This window comes from Mycobacterium paraterrae, assembly GCF_022430545.2.
Lineage (GTDB): Bacteria > Actinomycetota > Actinomycetes > Mycobacteriales > Mycobacteriaceae > Mycobacterium > Mycobacterium paraterrae.
The window spans coordinates 2,145,030-2,164,969 of the sequence record NZ_CP092488.2 but is presented as its reverse complement, the minus strand read 5'-3'; the positions used below and the strand labels follow the sequence as shown (position 1 = coordinate 2,164,969).

At 65.3% G+C, this 19,940-nt stretch carries 22 protein-coding genes; 14 read left to right on the top strand and 8 right to left on the bottom strand.

Annotation, left to right across the window (positions count from 1 at the left end; translation table 11 throughout):
• The first annotated feature begins 16 nt into the window (after nt 1-16).
• From MKK62_RS10340 to MKK62_RS10315, 6 genes are all read left to right on the top strand, one after another.
• A complete protein-coding gene (locus tag MKK62_RS10340) occupies nt 17-586 on the top strand; it encodes a TetR/AcrR family transcriptional regulator (protein ID WP_434085049.1) in 570 nt (189 codons plus the stop codon).
• 50 nt (nt 587-636) lie between these two features.
• Nucleotides 637-1,245, top strand: a complete 609-nt coding sequence (locus MKK62_RS10335; RefSeq protein ID WP_240261159.1) for a TetR/AcrR family transcriptional regulator — start codon at nt 637-639, stop codon at nt 1,243-1,245.
• 258 nt (nt 1,246-1,503) lie between these two features.
• A complete protein-coding gene (locus MKK62_RS10330) occupies nt 1,504-2,040 on the top strand; it encodes an OsmC family protein (RefSeq protein ID WP_240261160.1) in 537 nt (178 codons plus the stop codon).
• Between the two features lie 11 nt (nt 2,041-2,051).
• Nucleotides 2,052-3,128, top strand: a complete 1,077-nt coding sequence (locus tag MKK62_RS10325) for an acyl-CoA dehydrogenase family protein (protein WP_240261161.1) — start codon at nt 2,052-2,054, stop codon at nt 3,126-3,128.
• 23 nt (nt 3,129-3,151) lie between these two features.
• Nucleotides 3,152-4,036, top strand: a complete 885-nt coding sequence (locus MKK62_RS10320) for a formate/nitrite transporter family protein (RefSeq protein WP_240261162.1) — start codon at nt 3,152-3,154, stop codon at nt 4,034-4,036.
• Nucleotides 4,037-4,228: 192 nt separating this feature from the next.
• Nucleotides 4,229-4,519 (top strand): hypothetical protein, encoded by a 291-nt coding sequence (locus MKK62_RS10315; RefSeq protein WP_240261163.1) that lies wholly within the window; start codon nt 4,229-4,231, stop codon nt 4,517-4,519.
• A gap of 25 nt (nt 4,520-4,544) precedes the next feature.
• Here MKK62_RS10315 and MKK62_RS10310 read toward each other — a convergent pair whose 3' ends face one another.
• From MKK62_RS10310 to MKK62_RS10300, 3 genes are all read right to left on the bottom strand, one after another.
• Nucleotides 4,545-5,426 carry an alpha/beta hydrolase gene (locus MKK62_RS10310; RefSeq protein WP_240261164.1) on the bottom strand — a complete coding sequence of 294 codons (882 nt, stop codon included), beginning with the start codon at nt 5,424-5,426 and terminating at the stop codon, nt 4,545-4,547.
• Between the two features lie 16 nt (nt 5,427-5,442).
• A complete protein-coding gene (locus tag MKK62_RS10305) occupies nt 5,443-6,342 on the bottom strand; it encodes a class I SAM-dependent methyltransferase (protein WP_240261165.1) in 900 nt (299 codons plus the stop codon).
• A 78-nt stretch (nt 6,343-6,420) separates the two neighbouring features.
• Nucleotides 6,421-7,248 (bottom strand): LLM class F420-dependent oxidoreductase, encoded by an 828-nt coding sequence (locus tag MKK62_RS10300; protein WP_240261166.1) that lies wholly within the window; start codon nt 7,246-7,248, stop codon nt 6,421-6,423.
• Between the two features lie 103 nt (nt 7,249-7,351).
• Here MKK62_RS10300 and MKK62_RS10295 point away from each other — a divergent pair, with 103 nt between their 5' ends.
• Complete coding sequence (locus MKK62_RS10295; protein ID WP_240261167.1) at nt 7,352-8,155, top strand: HugZ family pyridoxamine 5'-phosphate oxidase; 804 nt, start codon at nt 7,352-7,354, stop codon at nt 8,153-8,155.
• Here MKK62_RS10295 and MKK62_RS10290 read toward each other — a convergent pair whose 3' ends face one another.
• Nucleotides 8,156-8,890: a hypothetical protein gene (locus MKK62_RS10290; protein ID WP_240261168.1), complete on the bottom strand. Its 735-nt coding sequence runs from the start codon at nt 8,888-8,890 to the stop codon at nt 8,156-8,158.
• A 658-nt stretch (nt 8,891-9,548) separates the two neighbouring features.
• Here MKK62_RS10290 and MKK62_RS10285 point away from each other — a divergent pair.
• From MKK62_RS10285 to MKK62_RS10270, 4 genes are read left to right on the top strand one after another with little or no spacing between them, the layout of a single operon-like run.
• Entirely contained in the window at nt 9,549-9,971 is a 423-nt protein-coding gene (locus MKK62_RS10285) for an MmpS family transport accessory protein (protein WP_240261169.1), read from the top strand.
• Complete coding sequence (locus MKK62_RS10280; protein ID WP_286670895.1) at nt 9,968-12,922, top strand: MMPL/RND family transporter; 2,955 nt, start codon at nt 9,968-9,970, stop codon at nt 12,920-12,922. The genes MKK62_RS10285 and MKK62_RS10280 overlap by 4 nt, the downstream gene beginning before the upstream one ends.
• A 42-nt stretch (nt 12,923-12,964) precedes the next feature.
• Nucleotides 12,965-13,639, top strand: a complete 675-nt coding sequence (locus MKK62_RS10275) for a maleylpyruvate isomerase family mycothiol-dependent enzyme (RefSeq protein WP_240261170.1) — start codon at nt 12,965-12,967, stop codon at nt 13,637-13,639.
• A gap of 37 nt (nt 13,640-13,676) precedes the next feature.
• Nucleotides 13,677-14,510, top strand: a complete 834-nt coding sequence (locus tag MKK62_RS10270; RefSeq protein ID WP_240261171.1) for an alpha/beta fold hydrolase — start codon at nt 13,677-13,679, stop codon at nt 14,508-14,510.
• On the opposite strand, the gene MKK62_RS10265 is transcribed toward MKK62_RS10270, so the two are convergent.
• Nucleotides 14,504-15,424: an NAD(P)H-dependent flavin oxidoreductase gene (locus tag MKK62_RS10265; protein WP_240261172.1), complete on the bottom strand. Its 921-nt coding sequence runs from the start codon at nt 15,422-15,424 to the stop codon at nt 14,504-14,506. The genes MKK62_RS10270 and MKK62_RS10265 overlap by 7 nt on opposite strands.
• 119 nt (nt 15,425-15,543) lie before the next feature.
• Between MKK62_RS10265 and MKK62_RS10260 the strand changes: the two genes are divergently transcribed.
• Genes MKK62_RS10260 through MKK62_RS10250 form a run of 3 tightly spaced genes read left to right on the top strand, consistent with a single transcriptional unit; the run spans nt 15,544 to nt 17,325 of the window.
• Nucleotides 15,544-16,569, top strand: a complete 1,026-nt coding sequence (locus MKK62_RS10260) for a fused (3R)-hydroxyacyl-ACP dehydratase subunits HadA/HadB (protein ID WP_240261173.1) — start codon at nt 15,544-15,546, stop codon at nt 16,567-16,569.
• A 10-nt stretch (nt 16,570-16,579) separates the two neighbouring features.
• Nucleotides 16,580-17,008, top strand: a complete 429-nt coding sequence (locus MKK62_RS10255; RefSeq protein ID WP_240261174.1) for a guanyl-specific ribonuclease — start codon at nt 16,580-16,582, stop codon at nt 17,006-17,008.
• A 26-nt stretch (nt 17,009-17,034) separates the two neighbouring features.
• Entirely contained in the window at nt 17,035-17,325 is a 291-nt protein-coding gene (locus tag MKK62_RS10250) for a barstar family protein (RefSeq protein WP_434085081.1), read from the top strand.
• Nucleotides 17,326-17,331: 6 nt separating this feature from the next.
• Here MKK62_RS10250 and MKK62_RS10245 read toward each other — a convergent pair whose 3' ends face one another.
• The 3 genes from MKK62_RS10245 to MKK62_RS10235 all read right to left on the bottom strand — a co-directional run bounded on the left by MKK62_RS10245 (nt 17,332) and on the right by MKK62_RS10235 (nt 19,907).
• Nucleotides 17,332-17,688, bottom strand: a complete 357-nt coding sequence (locus tag MKK62_RS10245) for a DUF732 domain-containing protein (protein ID WP_240261176.1) — start codon at nt 17,686-17,688, stop codon at nt 17,332-17,334.
• 106 nt (nt 17,689-17,794) lie between these two features.
• Nucleotides 17,795-18,616 (bottom strand): serine hydrolase, encoded by an 822-nt coding sequence (locus MKK62_RS10240; protein ID WP_240261177.1) that lies wholly within the window; start codon nt 18,614-18,616, stop codon nt 17,795-17,797.
• A gap of 70 nt (nt 18,617-18,686) precedes the next feature.
• Nucleotides 18,687-19,907, bottom strand: a complete 1,221-nt coding sequence (locus MKK62_RS10235) for an MFS transporter (protein ID WP_240261178.1) — start codon at nt 19,905-19,907, stop codon at nt 18,687-18,689.
• Nucleotides 19,908-19,940 lie beyond the last annotated feature (33 nt).

Sequence of the window (19,940 nt, the reverse complement as noted above, 5' to 3'; positions counted from 1 at the left end):
CCGTTAACGTACACAGATGGCTACAGCGCATGCAACGGTTTCACCCACGACGAAGCCAATGGGTAAGGACGAGGTAAGCGCCGCGGTTCTGCAGGCAGCGGCCGAGCTGTTCGCGGAGAAAGGGCCGGCGGCCACGTCTATTCGCGAAGTCGCGACCCGCGCCGGGGTCAACCACGGCCTTCTGCACCGGCACTTCGGCAGTAAGCGCCAACTCCTTGCCGCGACGCTGCAAAACCTCGCCGACTCCGCCGCAAGCCTGCGTGAGTCCGGTGCCCCGGAGGCGGAGATCGAGGCCGCCTATGAAACTCAGGCGCGCGTGATGGTGCGCTCGATGCTCGACGGCTTTCCCGTCGAGGAGTTGCAGCAGCGCTTTCCCGGCATGCAAGCCTTCCTCGAGCAAGTGCAGGCCCATCACGACGACGACCGGACGGCGCGGTTGCTGGCCGCGCACGGGATGGCCCTGCAGGTCGGCTGGGGCCTGATGGGGCCGACCCTGCGGGTCGCCTTCGGATTGCAGGATCTCAACGACACCCAGATCCGGGCCGCCATCACCGACCAGATCGCGAAAATCGTTGCAGCGGAGTAATACCTGCCAACGAACAGACCCCTCTGTCTAGTCGTGCTAATTTGATGGTCATGCGGACCCCTCATGCCACGGCCGCTTCGGGTGCGGTTGACATGCCGAGGACGGCGCGCCCGGCCGACCGTCTGCTCGCGGCGGCGACGGACCTGTTTGGCAAGTACGGAATCAGGGCGGTCGGCATCGACCGCATCCTCCGCGAGGCGGACTGCGCGAAAGCGAGCCTCTACAGCACGTTTGGTTCCAAGGACGCCCTGGTCATCGCGTACCTGAGAGAACTAGATCTCGCCGACCGGAACCGGTTCGCTCAGGCAATCGAAAGTGTCGATGATCCCGTCGCGAAGGTGCTGACGTTCTTCGATCTCGCGCACGCCAAGGGTTTACGGCACAACTTTCCCGGTTGCCTTTACACCAGCGCGGCGTCCGAATTCCCCGGTGTGCGTTTCCAACCCATCGACGAGCACCGCCAGTGGGTCCGGTCCACCTTGAGCGGTCTGCTCAGGGCCGCCGGCACCCCGCGGCCCGCGTCCTTGGCCCGTGAGATCCAGCTGCTGTACGACGGCGCCTTGGTCGCTTCCAAAGTGGAGCAGTCGCCTGCGCCAATTCGATTCGGGCGAGGCCTCGCCGAGAACGCCATCGCTCGCGCACTCGACGCCCAGTCCTGAGCCGCGTTCGGATCACCGCGATTCGAACGCGGGCGATCTCGCCGGCGCGGTGCACGTCGACCGCCCCTCCGCAACGAGCGGTCTCCGGCCGACGGGAAAGGCGCTGCTCACGCTCATGCGTAGCCACATGCCCCCCTTTTTTTGCCTAGTCGTTAGGCCGGTTCGCGTCCAAGCAGGTCGCGCCTCACGGTATAGACAGAGTGGTCTGTCTATGTCAACGTGTGGGCATCATCGTCGTACATCAAGGAGTCAGCATTCATGACCACCTTCTCTGGCCAAGCCCTCACGATCGACGCCGCGGGGCTGGACCGGCTCTCCTGTAACGCCAAGGCCGACCCAGCGACCGGGAAAAAGACACTTCGGGCAAAGACAGTGTGCGGGTCCAACTTTCGTAACCTGACCTATGTCCGTGACTTGGCGCCGATGCTCGTCGGTGAGCCACCTGCGCTACTGGGTGACGACGCGGCACCAAACCCGTCGGAAACCGTTCTCGCGGCGCTGGGTTCGTGCATCGCGGTCGGATTGCTGGCCAATGCCACGCATCGGGGTGTCGCGCTGACCAAGATCGAAGTGAGCATGGAGGGTGACATCGACATCTCGGCCGTCTGGGGAGTCGGCGACACCCCCGACGACAAGGTTCCGGGGTTCACCGCGGTACGCAGCCAGGTGGTGCTGGCCGGAGATGCCGATCCCGCCGTGCTACAGGAAATTCACGACAACGCGATCCACTGGTCGCCCGTGGTCAACACGTTGCGTCGGCCGGCATCGGTCGACAGCACGCTCACCGTCGAATAGCCAGGGTGCAGATGACCACCGAACTCGACCGCGCATTCAGCGAGACGGCTGCCGCCGTCCCGGCCGATGTCGCAGACCACATTGCCCGCCGCGCAACGGTGTTAGACGAAGGTGCCGACAACACCCGCGAGAACCTCGGGCTGCTCGCCCAGCACGGGCTACTCGGATTGGGTGCTCCCGCCAACCGCGGCGGCGCACTGCCGGCGATGGCGGCGGTGATCGCCGAGATCGCGGGCCACTGCCTGTCGACCGCGTTTTCGGCCTGGGCGCATCGCATGACGCTCGAGTACCTGACCGCGGCGGCAACGCCGTGGTCGATCGATGCTGCCGCCGGCCTGACCGGTAGCGCCGCGTTGGGCGTCACCGGCATGGCGTCGGCCTTCAAGGACGCCGCAGGGTGCGGGTCCATCGAACTGGTAGCGACACCGACCGACGGCGGTTACCGGCTCACCGGTGCTCTGCGCTGGGCCAGCAACCTCTACCCCGATTCGGTGATGGTCACGGCCGCGCGCACCGAAGGCGACGAAAAACTGGTCGTCGCACTGCCACTCGCCGCCGACGGCGTGACTGTCGGCAATCACTTCGAACTGCTGGCATTGGGTAGTACCGCGTCGTCGTCGGTCAAGCTCGACGACGTCTATGTCGGAGAAGCGCAGATCCTCACCCGCGATATCGGACCTTTCCTGGACCGCGTTCGGCCGACATTTCTGGTGCTGCAGTCGGCGATGTGCGTCGGGTTGGCGCGCCGGTGCCTCGACGAGGTTGCACCCAGTCTCACCGGTGTGAACGCAGCCTTCAGGTCTGAGTTCGACTCGTTGACAACACAACTCGCCTCCGCACAAGCCCAGACAGAAGCTCTGGCAGACGCTGTCGGCAGCGCGACGCCGACCAAGCGCGAACTGTTGACGCTGCGGCTGGCCGCGGCGGATACCGTCAGCGCTGCGGCCGCTTTGGAGATCCGGACTGCCGGCGGGAAGGGCTACGCGCGGCGTACCGACGCGAGCCGCCGATTCCGGGAAGCCGCGTTCATCCCCGTCCAATCACCGTCAGAGGCCCAGCTTCGCTGGGAACTGCACACCGGCAGCTGACCTACCGCATCAGGAGAATCGCTGTGTCCGTCCCAACCCTCGCCGTCGATGGTGCCCAGAATCATCCCGCAACGATCGACTCGCCAGCGGTCCGCGATCCGCTAGAGCTGTTCAGCGTCGGCGAGATGACCGCTCGGGTAGCCGAGATCGCCGTCGAAAAGGCAGCTCATCCAGTGAGTTTCCTCGTCCGCTCGCTGGTCGGCGGCGCGATGGTGTCGTTTGGCGTGCTGCTGTCCTTGGTGGTCAGCACCGGTGTCTCGGCGTCGGGTATCGCGAGCTTGCTGATGGGTTTGGCATTTGGCATGTCGTTTGCCTTGATCCTGGTGTCTGGTATGTCGCTGATCACCGCCGATATGGCCGCCGGCGCCATCGCGCTTCTCCAACGGCGGATGAACCCGCTCGGCTATCTTCGCCTACTGCTGATCGGATTGATCGGAAACTGCGCAGGCGCATTGACTTTCGTCGCTGTCTGCGCGGCAGCCGGTGGCCCCTACCTCGGCTCGTTCGCGCAGCGCGCGGCCGTCGTGGCGACTGCGAAGACCTCGCAGCCAACCTTGACCGCGATTCTGCTCGCGGTGGTCTGCACCTGGTTTTTGCAGACATCGATGTGCCTGTTCTTCAAAGCCCGAACCGATGTCGCGCGAATGGGATTCGCGTTTTACGGACCGTTCGCCTTCGTCATCGGCGCCACCCAACACGTCATCGCCAATGTCGGCTTCCTGGGACTACCCTTGCTGCTGTCGGTGTTTCACCCTGACGCACCACACACGTCGCTGACATGGGGATTCGGTCCGCATGGACTGCTGGCCAATCTCGCGATCACCACCGTGGGAAATCTGATCGGCGGCACGCTGTTCGTCGCGGTCCCCTTCCAGCTTGTCGCCAGGCTCCAGGAGAACGGGCGCTGAGTCACCCGACGTTGCGCACCGCCGCCGCGACCGCCCGCGGGCCCCGGACCGCGCCTTCCCCGGGTTCCGATGTAGGTCTGTGACCTGACTGTGGCCGGCACGTGCCCGTTACTGGGTTAGGTTTACCACTCGGTTGATCGACAGCCATCCTGACGGCACAGGGCTGAGAACCGATGACGGGCAAGGAGTTTTATGGACTTCGAGGGTGACCACACCCGTAACCTCATGTCGCTCGCTCACCAAGCGTTGCGGTGCGACGACGCCGACAAGGGAACACTCTGCGCCGCCGCGATCAGGGTGATCGACAACCCGCCTCGCGACGGCATTCTGCGCAGTCTGGCCGATCATGTCTGCCAGGCCGTCTTCGACTGGGCCTGCTTCGATGGCTCTACGGCGCGCCTGGAGGGTGTCGTGAAGGGCTATGAGACCGCGGCTCGCGCGCTTGAGGCTCTTCAAGTGGAAGAGCGTCTCAACACGTACTGAGCGAAAGGCTCCGCGGCTGAGTTGCCTAGCCGAACATCGAATACCGGGCGAGCTCGGCGGCGAGGCTCGGTTCCCCGAGCATCCGACGCAGAAAAACGTCGATGTGCGCGACCACCGCGGCCGCATAGCTGGGCGCAGCGTCGAATTCATGGTTGCATTCGGCGAATGTCACGAGCTCGCAGATCACGCCCAGCCGACTGAGCTCGTCCGCCAAACGCCTGGAGTTGATCGGCGTGATCAAGATGTCTGCGGTTCCGTGAACCAGCATGGTCGGCGGGAAATCCACGTCGACGAGGGCCAGCGGGCTGATGGCGGCAGCCTCCGCCGCGCTGCACGGAGCCCCTAATAGATCGGCGGCTGGGATCGCCCCGTCGCTGCGCTGTCTGGGGACGATGGCGGCGAGATCCATTCCGGCGGGACCGATTCGGAGTATCGGTGGATCCTCGGCCTGAAAGCTCACCGGCGCGTAGCAGTCGATCACTGCCGCGACCGAGAGCGGCATAGTCGCATCATCCCCAGCGTGGTCAAGCCTCCGGTCCGCGCGAGTCGCCGCCGCCATCAACGCGATGTGTCCACCGGCGCTGTGTCCCCACAGCACGATCGAGTCGGGGTGGATGTCCAACTGGTCGGCATGACCGACAACCCACCGCAGGGCCGACCGGACATCGGTGACGGGGGCCGGCCATGCCGCCTGGCCGAGCAAGCGGTACTGCACCTGCACCACGGTGTATCCGTGCGCAGCGAGGGCGGCCGAGCGGAAATCCAACATGGCCGGCGCCCCGACGCGCCACGCCCCGCCGTGCAGATGCAGCACCGCCGTCTGCCGGTTCGACCCGGTCGGCCGGAATACCCGCACACTAAGCGGGCCGGTGGGCCGATCGGCGTAGACGAACTCCTCGACGGTCACCTGAGCACGGTAACCGTTAGCCCAAAACGGCTGTCAGGTAACCGGAGCCGGCGCCGAAGGACGCCAACTCGTCGTTCGGCACCTCGAAACCATTGATGGCATAGGCCTGCTCGGTGGTACGCACATCGGTGTGCCACCCGCGCGCGCCGAGGTAGTCGGCGGCAGGGTTGCGGTCGCCGGTGTAGAAGAGCTCGGCCAGGTTGATGTCGGAGCCGAGGCGCTGTGACCTCTCGGTGAGTCGCTCGGCCCAGTCTGCCGGCACGTGTCGCATGTCCATGTGCTCGGTGGCGATCCGGCTACCCGGCGCCGAGAGCGCTGCGATGTTGTCGAACAGCCGGTCCTGCGCCTCCGGCGGCAGGTAGACCAGCAATCCCTCCGCACTCCAGGCCGTCGGCTGTGTCGGATCGAACCCGGCCGCGACCAGTGCCGCTGGCCAGTCCTCGCGCAAATCTATTGCGACAGCGATCCGTTGGGCGGTTGGCTCGGCTCCGAGGCCAGCCAGTGTCCGCGTCTTGAATGCGATGACCTGTGGCTGGTCGATCTCGAAGACCTGGGTGCCGGCCGGCCACGGTAGCCGGTAAGCGCGGGTGTCCAGGCCCGAGGCCAGGATCACGGCCTGTCGGATACCGGATTCACTTGCCCGCAGGAAGAATTCGTCGAAGTAGCGGGTCCGCACGGCAATCTGCTCGTTCATGGCGCGGCGGTTGAGTAAGGGATCGTCGCCATGGTCGATCTCGCCGTCGATGAGCTTGACGAACGTGTCGATGCCGACCGCACGCACCAGCGGGTCGGCAAAAGGGTCGTTCAACAACGCGTCAGGGTTCTGCGACGCCATCGCGCGCGACGCAGCAACGGCGGTTGCGGTGGCGCCGACGCTGGACGCCAGGTCCCAGGTGTCTTTGTCGCTACGAGCCATATCGCTAAGCCTTTCTGCGCAGTGCTAATTAGTTAGTTGATTTAACTATAGCACGCAGGATGAGGCCGCAAGCAAAAGTTAGTCTAGCTCGGCATATGCCGCATGCAGGGTGTCGAGGCGCCGCAGAGTCTCCTCGCGAGGCTGGGTCGGCAGCTCGACCGTGACGTGCTTGATGCCCAGATCGCGGTACCCGGCCAGGAGTTCCGCGGTTACCTTCCCGACGTGGGAGGCGATCACTGGCACGTCGGGGCCGGCGAGATCGCGAAGCTTCCCGAGGTCGCCGGCCAGCGCGTCGGCGGACGGGCTCAGCGAGAGCCAGCCGGCGCCGAATTCCGCGATGCGGGGAAAGTTTGCCTCTCCCCCACCGAAGTAGAGCGGGGTGTATGGCTTTGTCAGCGGCTTCGGCCAGCTGTAGATGGGATCGAAATCGACGTATTTGCCGTGGAATTCGGCCTCGTCCTTGGTCCAGATGTCGATCATCGCCCGGATCCGCTCATCCATCACGCGACCGCGCACCTTCGGGTCGACGCCGTGATGGGCGATCTCTTCACGCAGCCAACCCACGCCGACACCGAATAGGAACCGGCCCTGCGACACCAGGTCGAGCGAGGCCACCTCTTTGGCCGTCAGGATGGGGTCGCGCTGCGTGACCAGTGATATCCCGGTGCCCAATAGCAGCGACTCGGTAGCGACCGCAGCCGCCGTCAGCGAGACGAACGGATCGAGTGTGCGGTAATACTGCGGCGGGATCGGGCCGCCCATCGGGTACGGGGTCTGGGTGTTGACCGGAATGTGCGTGTGCTCGGTGACGAACAGCGACCCGAAGCCGCGCGCCTCCAAGGCCACCGCGAGGTCGACCGGCCCGATGCCGGTGTCGTTGAGAAATGTGAACACGCCAAACCGCATCTGCGTTTCCTTCCGATCCCGACCGAAATGACCGGAGCAGTCCAACCGTCGGCACGGTCGGGGTTATTCCGGTGCCCGGCCGCCACGCAGTAGCCTCAGCCGTGTGGTGAACCGCGACCATGGCGATGTCGGTGACGCTCCCTCGGTGCCGCCGCCGCTGCAGCCGGTGAGCATCCCCGCTCAGCCGTCCGCCGCCGAACAGGCCCGCACCATCGCGGCAGCCGCCAACGCGGCGACGCTGGCTACCTTGACCGTCGACGGTGATCCGTGGGCGTCGCTGGTGGCGTACGGGCTGCTGGGCGGAGCCCCCGTGCTGTGCGTGTCGAACCTCGCCGAGCACGGCCGCAACCTGGCCCACGACCCGCGGGCCAGCGTGTCGATCGTGACGGCGAGCAACGACGCCGACCCGCTGGCCACGGGCCGAATCACCCTGGCCGGCGCCGTCACGGCTCCGCTGGACGGCGACCGCGCGGCTGCCCGCACGGCCTACATGGATGCGGTGCCTTCGGCGCGGTTCTACATTGACTACAGCGACTTCACGCTCTGGGTGCTGCGAGTCGAGCGGGTCCGCTGGGTTGGCGGATACGGCCGAATGGACTCGGCCACCGGCGCGGATTACCTCGCCGCGGAGCCGGATCCGGTGACGCCGGCAGCGGCACGCGCCATCGCCCATCTCAACGCCGACCACGCCGATGCCCTGGTGGCGATGGCCCGGGCGTTCGGTGGCTATCCCGACACCGAGGAGTCGGTGTGTACGGGTATCGACCGCTACGGCCTCGACTTGCGGGTGCATACCCGCCGCGGCATCGCCTACACTCGGGTCGGCTTTCCCGAACGGTTGACGTCGGCTGACCAATTGCGTTCGGTCACAGCTGAGTTGGCACACGCAGCCAACGGCTCGGCCTGACTATTTTGCTGCGACAACCGCAAAACGAACGCCCAGTCCGTGGCCGGCGGCATCGAGATCCAACGGGTAGGCTTGCAGGTGCTCGAGCTTCTCCGACACGTCGTCGGCGTCGATGTCGACCAATACCGACCATGACACCCCGCGGGCGTGTTCGCCGATGACAGACACCCGCCAACCGGTCGGCCCGTCGTTGTAGGCGCGCGCCTTGACGGGTACGACACCGCGTGGACCCAGGGCTGGGCGAACGTCTGCCGGGTTCATTGCGGGAACGAAGACACTGCCATCCCCGGCCGCTGGCTCGACAATCACTGCATAGCAACGTGATTCGTGGCGGATATACGTGGCGAAGTCCAACACCGTCTTGGTGCCGTCGAGGAGTTCGGCCACCTCGCCGGCGGCGAGGTCAGCGTAGACGGCGCGGCCCGGACGCGACTGCGCGTCGAGGACCACAGTGAAGGCGGCGCCGGCACCGTCGGGGTCGGCGTCAACGGTGATTGACGCAGCCCGCTCCCCCTGCGCCGCCGCCGTCGCCGCATCGACATCGATCAGCCAGGTATGTGCCGGCGCCAGGGTTCCGTCGTCGTCGTGATATAGCGCAGCGAACCGGCGGACGGCGTCGCGACCGCGCCGATAGTTGATCAGCCTCAGCAGTCGCATGCCTGGCATATCCAGTCCCGCAACCTGATCGGGCTGGATGTCGTGCGACCAGAACCAGAAGCGTGGGGCGCTACGCACGCAGGTAGTCCAGCTCCGCGCTGCGGCAGCGATAGGCGCGAAATGATCCGATCACGCCGCGCGCTGACGAAGCGTGGGTCAACGCGAAGCTTGAGCGGCGCCGCGCCGAGCCTTATCTTTGGCATGCGCCGAGCAGCAATGGCTGATGTCTCGGTGATATTGGTCGCAGCATTGATGCGAACAGTAATTCGACGCGACGGAGTCCCAATCCGGATGGGACAGGTCACGCCACCGGTCGTTCGGATCGAAGGTGTGGCCGCAATGCACGCACGTTTTGACCTTGGCCATGCAGGTCAGAGTACCCGCGGCGGCCCTGAATCGCTTCGGTTTCAGACAAATCGGCATCGCACGAAAACGCTTGAGAATTCGATACTTTGCACAACTAACTTGTCGGCCACGCTCCGTGGTGCCGCCGGCGAATCATCGAAAAGGGACGCACACTAAATCGGTTGTCGCACAGAATTTTTGCGTGCCGGCTACCGTGCGACGCCGACAGCCGGTGCGACGCCGTCGAACTGGCGCGCCCAGCGACGTGACATCAAGACGACATGCTCCGCCGGAATGAACTCGGCCGCTACGGCGTTCGGCTAGCGGTGGCGAGCACGGCGATTTGTCTTAATATCAGCCCATCGAGCATTCCTGAGCGGGGGACACGGCGTTGACGATTCTCAAGCGGGCATGGGTTCCGCTGGTGGTGGTCGTAGCTTTGATCATCGGCGGCGTGGCGGTCATGCGACTCAACGGCGTCTTCCCGGGACCCGGCCTACCCAAGCCCGACCCGCGGGATGCGACGCCGCCCTACGCCACGAAGACCGCCATCTACGAAATCCTGGGACCGCCAGGGACTACCGGCGTCGTCAACTGGATGGATGCGGAGTCGCTACCGCAGAAAGCCAATTTCACCACGCTGCCGTGGTCGAAGACGATCACCGCCGCGATGCCGGGTATTTTCGCCTACGTCATCGCCCAGGGTGACGGCCCTTCCATCGGGTGCCGGATCACCGTCGACGGCAAGTTGGTCGACCAACAGCACGTCGACACCCGTGACGCTCAGGTTTCCTGCTTGGACAAGTCCGCGTGACCAACGGCCCCAGCGACAGCAGCAACAGCAGCGACACCAGCGACACCGACCGAATCCCCGTCGCCGAACGCGGTGCAGCCGAGCGCAAACCACGCATAGCCCGTACCATCCGCGTCCTGGCACTGCCGATCCTCGTGGTCTGGGTGCTGCTTGCGGTCGGTCTCAATGTCTTCGTGCCGCAGTTGGAGAAAGTGGCCGAGGAGATCTCGGTGCCACTGTCGCCGACCGATGCGCCGTCGGTGACCGGCATGAAGCACATCGGCGAGAAGTTCAAGGAGTACGACTCCGACAACCTCGTCCTGGTGACCCTGGTCGGTGACAAACCGCTCGGCCCCGACGCGCACCGGTTCTACGACGACTTGGTCAAAAAGATCCAGGCTGACCACGAACACGTCGAGCATGCGCTGAACTTCTGGGGACAGCGATTCACGTCCTCGGGTGTCGAGAGCTACGACCACAAGGCCGCCTACGTTCAGGTCAACCTCAAAGGCGATCAGGGTGGGGCGGTCGGCGACGAATCCGTTGCCGCGGTGCGCAAGATCGTCGCGGACGCGAAGCCGCCGGCGGGCGTTAAGGCCTTCGTCGCCGGTCAGGGAGCACTGACTGCCGACGTCATCGTTGTCGGTGACAAGAGCCTGGCCAAGATCACGCTGATCACGGTCGTGATCATCGCGCTCATGCTGATGTTCGTGTACCGGTCCATCAGCACCGTTTTGCTGACGATGTTCGTCCTCTTCATTGGGCTGCTGTCAGGCCGCGGCGTGGTGTCGCTGCTGGGCGAAACCGGCATCATGGGGTTGTCGACATTCGCGGTGAACCTGCTGACCTCACTAGCAATCGCGGCGGGTACCGATTACGCGATTTTCATGGTCGGCCGCTATCAGGAGGCCCGCGAACGCGGCTTTGACCGCGAAGCCGCCTACTACGACACCTTCGCCGGTGTCAGCAAGGTGGTCCTGGGCTCCGGTCTGACTATCGTCGGGGCGCTGGCCTGCCTGAAGTTCACCCGGCTGCCCTACTTCAGTTCGCTGGCGTTCCCGTGTGCGATAGGACTGCTGGTGGTGGTGGCGGCCGGCGTCACGCTGACGCCCGCGCTCATCGTAGTCGCCAGTGGCTTCGGTCTTCTGGACCCCAAGCGCAAGTTCAACTACACCCGCTGGCGCCGCCTGGCGACGGCCATCGTGCGGTGGCCCGCGCCCATCCTTGCCATCTCCGTCATTCTGGCGATCGTCGGCGCCCTGGGTTTGGCGGGCTTCACCCCGCGCTACAACGACCTTTACTACCTGCCGCACAGCGCCGCCTCGGTGCAGGCCTACGACGCGGCCGATCGACACTTCACCCAGGCCCGCCTGAACCCGGACCTGCTGATGATCGAATCAGACCACGACCTGCGTAATCCCCGAGACATGCTGGTGCTCGACAAGGTCGCCGGCGCGATCTTCCGAGTGCCGGGCATCGAACGGGTACAGAGCATCACCAGGCCACTCGGCCCGCCGATCGAAGACGGATCCATACCGTTCCAGCTCAGCGTGCAGAGCGCGCCGATTCGCGACAACCTCAGTTATCTGAAGGCCCGCGTCGGCGACATCAAAAAGATCACCGGTTTCCTCGACACTCAGATCTCCCTGCTGGAGCGCCAGTACGCGATTACCCAGAAGCTCGCGAACGCGACGGACGACAGCGCGAAGACCACGGCGGAGACCGCCGCCATCACCGACGAAATCCGGGACCACATCGCCGATTTCGACGACTTCTGGCGGCCGATCCGCAGCTACTTCTACTGGGAGAAGCACTGCTACGACATCCCGATCTGCTTGTCGCTGCGCAGCCTGTTCGATGCCCTGGACGGGTTTGACCAACTCGCCGAGAAGTTTCACGCCCTCACCGGCGACCTCAACCACACGGCTGCTGCCACCCGCGAACTGCTGGCGATCATTCCCGAGAACATCGCCGTCTCCAAGGCGATCCGGGATACCACGCTGACCATCTATAGCTCGTTCGACAGCCTGATCGACCAGTTCGACCGGCTCACCGACACCAATGCCGTGATGGGTAAGTCGTTCAACGACGCTCGGGTGGAAAGCCTGTTTTACCTGCCGCCCGAGATCTTCTCGAACTCCGATTTCCAGTTCGGGTTGAGCCTGATGGTGTCGCCCGACGGAAAGGCCGCGCGCTTCATCATCACTCACGCCGTGGATCCGGCGACCGCGGAAGGCATCAAGTCCGTCGAGCAAGAGCGCAACGCGGCCAAGGAGGCGCTGAAGCTCACCTCGCTCGAGAACGCCGACATCTACCTCGGCGGCACCGCCGCAACATTCCACGACATCGCTACTGGCGCCTGGTACGACCTGCTGATCGCCGCGGTGGCGTCGATCGTGCTGATCTTCATCATCATGGTGATCGTCACCCGCGCTCTTGTCGCCGCGGGAGTCATCGTCGGCACGATCGTGCTGTCGCTGGGCGCGGCGTTCGGATTCTCGACGCTGATCTGGCAACACTTGGGACACTTCCAGTTACACTGGGTGGCAACGGAATTCGCATTGATCGTGCTCCTAGCGGTGGGTTCCGACTACAACCTGATGCTGGTATCCCGAATCGAGGAAGAGATCGGTGCCGGCCTGAACACCGGGCTCATCCGCGGCGTGGGTGTGACGGGCCCCGTGGTGTCCGCGGCCGGTGTGGTGTTCGCCGTCACGATGGCCGCGATGCTCTCCAGCGATCTGCGGGCGATCGGTCAGTTCGGGTCCACGATCGGTATCGGTCTGATGTTCGACACGTTCGTCGTTCGTACGCTGATCACGCCGTCGATCATGACCTTGATGGGGCGCTGGTTCTGGTGGCCCAAGCGCGTCCGGGTCCGCCCGGCTAGCCAGATGCTGAGGTCAGTCGGGCCGCGCCCGCTGGTCCGCGCCCTGCTGTACCAGCCACGGCAGACCGATTCAACGGCCTAGCAACAGGTTTGGCGGCGCATAACGAGTTGCAAGGCGGCATCGATGGCAAAACCTCGATACGACCATCTGTGGCCGCTGGTGCATGCGGAGCGTGCGGCGCTGGCAGACGATCTTGCCGACCTCACCGAGGAACAATGGGAACAGCGCAGCCTCTGCGAGGACTGGACGGTCGAGGAGGTCGTCGCGCACCTCACCGCCACGGCGAGCCTGAACCAGTGGAAGTGGTTGCGCAGCATGCTTGCTGCCCGCTTTCGTCCCGCCGTACACAATCGACGACGGTTGGCCGAACACCTGGGCACCGACCCCGCCGAAACCCTCGACCGTTTTCGCGCCATCGTCGACAGCACCACGTCGCCGTCCGGCCACATCCCGGCCTACCTGGGTGAAGTGGTGGTGCACGCCCAAGACATTCGCCAACCGCTGGGACTGACACGCACCCCCAGCGTGGACGCATTGACACCGGTCGCCGAATTCTTCGCTCGTCGCAACTTCACGGTTCCCAGCAGCAGTCGGGTCGCGGACCTCCAGTTGCGGGCCGATGACGGGCCGTTCGTCGGCGGCCGGGGCGCACTGGTGACGGGATCGACCCTGGCGCTGGTGATGAGCATGGCCGGTCGGCCACAGTACGTCGACGAGTTGGACGGCCCCGGCGTGCAACTTCTCCGCACCCGGCTTCGCCCGGTAACGCGACCGGCTCGACGGCGAAAGCGGAGTTGAACGCCAAGCCGTGAACCCGATGGGACATGCTTGACCGATGGACCAGTACACCCACAATGGTTTGACCTTCGACGTGCGCGATGCCGGGCCCGCTGACGGCCCGGTCGTTGTACTGCTGCACGGCTTCCCCCAGCACAACGACAGCTGGGACGCCGTCATCGACCGGCTCACCGGGCAGGGCTATCGCTGTCTGGCGCCCAATCAGCGCGGTTACTCGCCGGGGGCCCGCCCGCTGCGCCGCCGGGATTACCGCATCCCCGAACTTGTCGGCGACCTCGGCGCGCTGATCGACGCCAGCGGCGCCTCGCAGGTGCACCTGGTCGGACACGACTGGGGAGCCGCGGTGGCGTGGGCGGCCGCCGCGGAGATGCCGGGACGGCTGAAGACCGTCGCGCCGATCTCCGTTCCGCACCCGGCCGCGTTCCTCAAATCGTTCCTCAACAGTCGACAGGGTCTCGCGTCGTACTACATGTACCTGTTCCAGTTGCCGCGGCTACCGGAGTGGACACTGTTGCAAGGCAACGGCAGCTTCATGGCAAAAGCGCTGCGGCAGGGCGGGCAGACGCGCGAGGTGGCCGAGCGCGATGTACGGGCCATGCTCGAACCTGGAGCCCTCACCGCGGCGCTCAACTGGTATCGCGCCATGCCGCTGTCGAGTCCACGATCAATCAACCAAAAGGTCTCTGTGCCAACGCTTTACGTCTGGAGCGACCAGGACATCGCCCTGATGCCCAAGGCGGCCCACAACACCGGACGTTACGTGACCGGCGAATATCGCTTCGAGATCATGCCCGGTGTCTCACACTGGATCCCCGATGAGGAGCCCGACAAGCTGGCCGACCTCCTACTCGAATGGTTCGCCGCTCACTGACCTATCCGAGATCGACCGTCGCTGAGCACTTTCTCGATCTCCGTCCAGGTCTGCTCGACGATCTTCGACGCCGGCTGCAACTCGGTGATCCGAGCGGACACCTGGCCGGTGTTCGCGACGCTTGCCTCCATGTCGCCGTCGAAATAGAGATCGGTGATTCGCCCGAGCAGTTGTATCCCCGGCTCGGCCGCGGCGACCCGCGAGGCGAGGCCGGTTCGCAGCACCCGCATCGTCGGGTTGCCCGGCAGATCCAGCATCACGGTGCCGTCATCGCCGGCCGCGACGATCTCGTTCTTGAAGTTGGCGTGTACGCGGGCCTCGTGGCTGGCGAGCATCCGAGTGCCCATCTGCACCCCCTCCGCTCCGAGGACGACGGCGGCCGCCGCGGACCGGGCGTCGCAGATCCCGCCGGCCGCAATAATCGGAAGGTCCACCCGATCCGCGACGAGCGGCAGCAACACCATCGTCGACGCGCCCAGCGCCGACTTGAACCCGCCGCCCTCCACACCCTCGACCACCAGCGCGTCGACGCCCGCGTCCCTGGCCTTCAAGGCGCCCTTCAGCGATCCGATGACGTGGATGACCGTCATCCCGGCGTCGTGGAGCCGCGCGGTGAACAGCGCGGGATCACCGGCAGAGGTGAAGACGTGGCGGACCTCAGCGGCGACGAGCTCGTCGACGATCGACGGGTCGCGCTTCCAACCCTGAATCATCAAGTTCGCCCCGACGGGCCGGTACGTCAACCCGCGCACCCTGCGCAGATCGGCGCGGCCCTCGGGGGTCAGGGTCTCGATCACACCCAGGCCACCGCCGTCGGACACGGCGGCTGCCAATTCCGCCCGCGCGATGTAGGTCATCGGCGCCTGGACGACGGGGTATTGCACGCCCAGCAATGATTGGATGCGATTGGTCACGCCTTGGATCATGCCTGGATTCGATCGCGGGGCGTACCCCTGGCCGCCGACGCAAATCCGCACGTTAGTGTCGTTTGGTCGGCTTCCGCGAACAGGCCGGCAGAAAAGTTGGACACTTCATGACCGCACCACCCGAAACGTCGGCGCTCGAGGAGCGAATCGGCCATCACTACACGATGGACGGCACCTACCTGGTCGGCCGCGAGAAGCTACGCGAGTACGCCCGGGCGGTGCAGGACTATCACCCCGCCCACTGGGACGTCGACGCCGCGACGAAACTGGGCTACCCCGACCTGATCGCGCCGCTGACCTTCACCTCCACGCCCGGCATGACCTGCAACCGACGCATGTTCGAGCAGATTGTGGTCGGCTACGACACCTACATGCAGACCGAGGAACTCTTCGAGCAGCACCGGCCGATCGTGGCCGGTGACGAACTGACGGTGGACGTCGAGCTGACATCCGTGCGCCGGATGGCCGGCCGCGACTTGATCACCGTGACCAACACCTTCACCGACGCGGCCGGGGAGCGGGTCCACACCCTGCACACCACTGTCGTCGGCGTCACGGCCGCGGACGTCGATCCGGCGATCAAGACGGCCGTGCAGAACGCAATGATGCACGACGTCGACATCTTCGGAATCGGTGACGACCACTACCACAAGACCGTCCGCCCCGCGGGCGAGGTTCGCATCGCCGACGGCGGTCTGACCCGGACGCCGGGCACGGCAGCGTTCGAGGACGTCAACGTCGGCGACGAACTGCCCGTCCACCACGCCCGCCTGACCCGCGGCGACTTGGTCAACTACGCCGGCGTGGCCGGTGACGCCAACCCCATTCACTGGGACGAAGACATCGCCAAGCTGGCCAACCTGCCCGACGTGATCGCCCACGGAATGCTCACCATGGGCTTGGGTGCTGCGTACGCGTCGTCCTGGACCGGTGATCCCGGGGCGGTCACGCGCTACGCAGTGCGGCTCTCGGCACCCGCGATCGTGTCGGCGCGCGAAGGCTGCGACATCGAATTCGGCGGCAAGATCAAGTCTTTGGACCCCGAAACCCGTTCCGGTGTCGTGATCGTCACCGCCAAGTCCGGCGGGAAGAAGATCTTCGGTATGGCGACGATCGGCGTCCGCTTCAGCTGATCGGTTCGCGATGACTCGACGCAAGCTGCTACTCGTCGCGGCGTGCGCGCTCGTCGTCGTCATCGGCGGATGGGAACTGACGCACGTCCGTCCGTCCGGGCCGGCTCAGCCGACAGCACGCGGAGTCGACGCGTCGGCATGCCCGATCGCCACCCTGCCTCCTGAGGTGACCGACACCGTCAGACGCATCCACGCGGGTGGCCCATTCCCCTTCCCGCGCAGCGACGGCGAGGTGTTCGCCAACCACGAAGGGCATCTGCCGACGCAGCGGCGCGGGTACTACCACGAGTACACCGTCATCACTCCCCGCGCCCGAGACCGGTCGATGCGTCGCATCGTCACGGGCGGAACGCCGCTGGCACATCCTGCCCAGTACTTCTACACCGGCGACCATTACGAGTCCTTCTGTCTGATCACCGACGCGGGAGGCGCGCCGTGACGCGCGGATCCGCCGACGGCGACCCGGTGGTCTATCGGATCGACGGACGAAAAATCAAGTCGCTCAACGACTTCTATCGCGAGATCGGCGCAGCGGTCAACGGACGTGGCGGATACTTCGGGCGTAACCTCGACGCGCTGGCTGATTGCTTGCGGGGCGGATTCGGCACCCCCGAGCACCGACCGTACGAATTCGAATGGCAGCACAGTGCGCTGTCGCGGCGCTACCTGGACGAGGTCACGCGCGACGGGCGGCCCCTGCTCGATGTGATCAGGCGCGTGTTCGACGAAGCCGGTGTGCGGCTGCGCCTGACGTGAATCCGTTTACGTGCACAGCGTGGGGGCGTCGCACACATTCCCGGGGCAGTAGGTCTTGTGGGCGGCGTCGACCATCGTTCCGACGTCGAGCAATGTGACACCTCGTTTGTTGAGGTGGTCGTGGATGTCGTCCGCGATCGTCTGCGGCTGCCAGCCCCAGGTGAGGTCGTAGCAGATCAGGTGAGCTTCACCGATGAGCGCCTCTTCCGTGCTGGGCGGCCACGTCAGGCCGACGGCGCGCAGCTGCGCGAGATACGCGTCGTCTTGGGGAGTGTTGGCGCCCGCTATTCCGGCGCTACCGACCAAGGCAGCCCCGGCGAGTACGGAGATGGAGAGTTTGGTGAGCCAGCGACGTGAGGTCATTTGTTCGCTTTCTTGGAGAAATGACGCGGATCTATGGCGGGCGTTGATGTGCAGACTATGTGTGGATTATGGACGGCGGCGCCTCAACTCGCGCGCGGTTCACCGCCTATTCACCTTCGAGTGCGGCCCGCAAAACCGTTCCGACTGCGTTCATTCCGGACAAGACTGTGTCGCGGATATCGTCGCGTCCGGCATCCCAATTCGCGATCACCGCGTAGGAGAAGCACGCCGCACCCCGCGCGACGAACCCCACGTCTGCCCTGACCCCCGGATCTGACCCAGTTTTGTTGCTGAGAAAGGTATTTCGATCGGGGGATGTATGCGCCAACGGATCCAGGCCCCATGCCGACGCAACCATCGACAGGTCGACTCCCGTTGCCAGCCAGGCATTTACCTGTTCGGAAACCGCAGTGGAGATCAATGCACCGCGCGACAGCCTGCTCATCACACCGGACAACTCCGATGCTGACCCGGTCGACAAGGTGGCCGGGTGGTTCGGGCCTCGGTCGTCTCGCACGAAGTCCAGCAACGCGGTATGAGTCAGGCCGAGGGATCGGGCAAGCTCGACCACTCTGTGCAGACCCACGCGTTCGAGCAGGACATTGGTGGCAGTATTGTCGCTGACGCTGGCGATCAGCACGCAGAGGTCGTCGATGGCCAACTCGTCAACGTGCAGGTGTTGCCAGATGCCCGAATCGGCGACCGTCAGCTCCGGCTTTCTCGTCAGAACGCCGGTACCGTCGAGTTCGCCGGTCACGCGTTGCCGCGCAACTTCGACGAGCAGCAGGAGCTTACCGACGCTTGCCGTCTTCAGCGCATGATCGCCGCTCCAGCAGGCTATTTCGTGACCTGCGGCGTCTCGGATGGACACCGCCCAGTCGATGCCGGCACGGGTACTCAGCGCTTCGTCAATCGATGACTGGAGCACGCACAGCCCCTGGACGGTGAGGAGAAAGTCGGTCGTCGTCGAGGGTAACCCGTGGCGCGGCGTTCCGTGGCTAGGTGTCGCGCAGGAACAGGGCTGCGAGAAGTGCGGCGATTCCGGCACAGGCGAGGATCGTCGCAGCGACCGCCGGCCATCCCCGCGTGTCGAAGGCGACGCCACCCAACCACCCGACGGCGCTGGACCCGCCGTAGTAGAAGAGGTTGTACAGAGACGACGCCTGCGCCTTACCGACCGGCGCGGCCTGGCCCGTCCACCCCGCCGCGGTCGAATGCGCCCCGAAGAAACCGGCGGTCGCGACCACCAGGCCAGCTAGGACCGCGATCACGTTGTCACTCAGGGTCATTCCAATGCCCAGCATCATGATCGACACCGACACCAGAAGCACCCGTCTGCGGCCGTACCGAGTCGCCTCCGCGCCCGCCCGTGACGATGCCCAGGTGCCGGCCAGATAGGCCAGGAACATCAGGCTCACCACTGACGGCGCCAGATGAAACGGCGCGCGTGTCAAGTAGAACCCGAGAAAGTTGTAGAGCGCAACGAATCCACCCATCAGCAGAAAGCCTTCGGCGAACAGCACCAGCTGGCGTGGTGTGCGCAGGTTTTCGGCAAGCCGATGACCAAGACCCCCTTCGGGATTCGCGTCATCACGCAACACCGGCGTGAACCCGCGCGGCTCGGGCGCAAGCCGGACGAAACCCATCGCCGCCACCCCGCAGATCACCGCGACGGTGAATACTCCGACACGCCAGCCGGCCACCTCGGCGATCGGGCTGGACACGATGCGTCCCAGTAAGCCGCCGATCGTGGTGCCGCCGACGAACGTGCCGGCCGCCCGCGCAGCGTGCACCGGATCGACTTCCTCGGTCAGATAAGCCACTGCGATCGCGGGCACGCCGCCAACCATCAGCCCCTCTACGAAGCGTCCCGCGAGGAGCAACGAAAACGTCGGGGCGAACGGCACCATCATTCCCACCAGGGTGGCCACCGTCACCGAAATCGAGATCGCCTTCACCCGGCCGATTCGATCGGCCAGCGCCGACCATGGGATGACCCCGATCGCCAGGCCCACGGTCGACGCCGAGACCACCAGAGCGGCATTGGCGGCGCCCACACCCAAGTCGGCCGAGATCAGCGGCAATACGGCTTGCGGTGAGTACAGCTGTGCGAAGGTGGCCACTCCCGCGCAGGCCAGCGCGGCGAGCAGCCGACCGTAGGCAGCCGAGCCACGGGTGTGCCCCACCCAGTCGTCATCGAGGGGTTGCTCGGCGGCCACACCCTGACCGTAGGAACGTTTCGCGCGGTATGT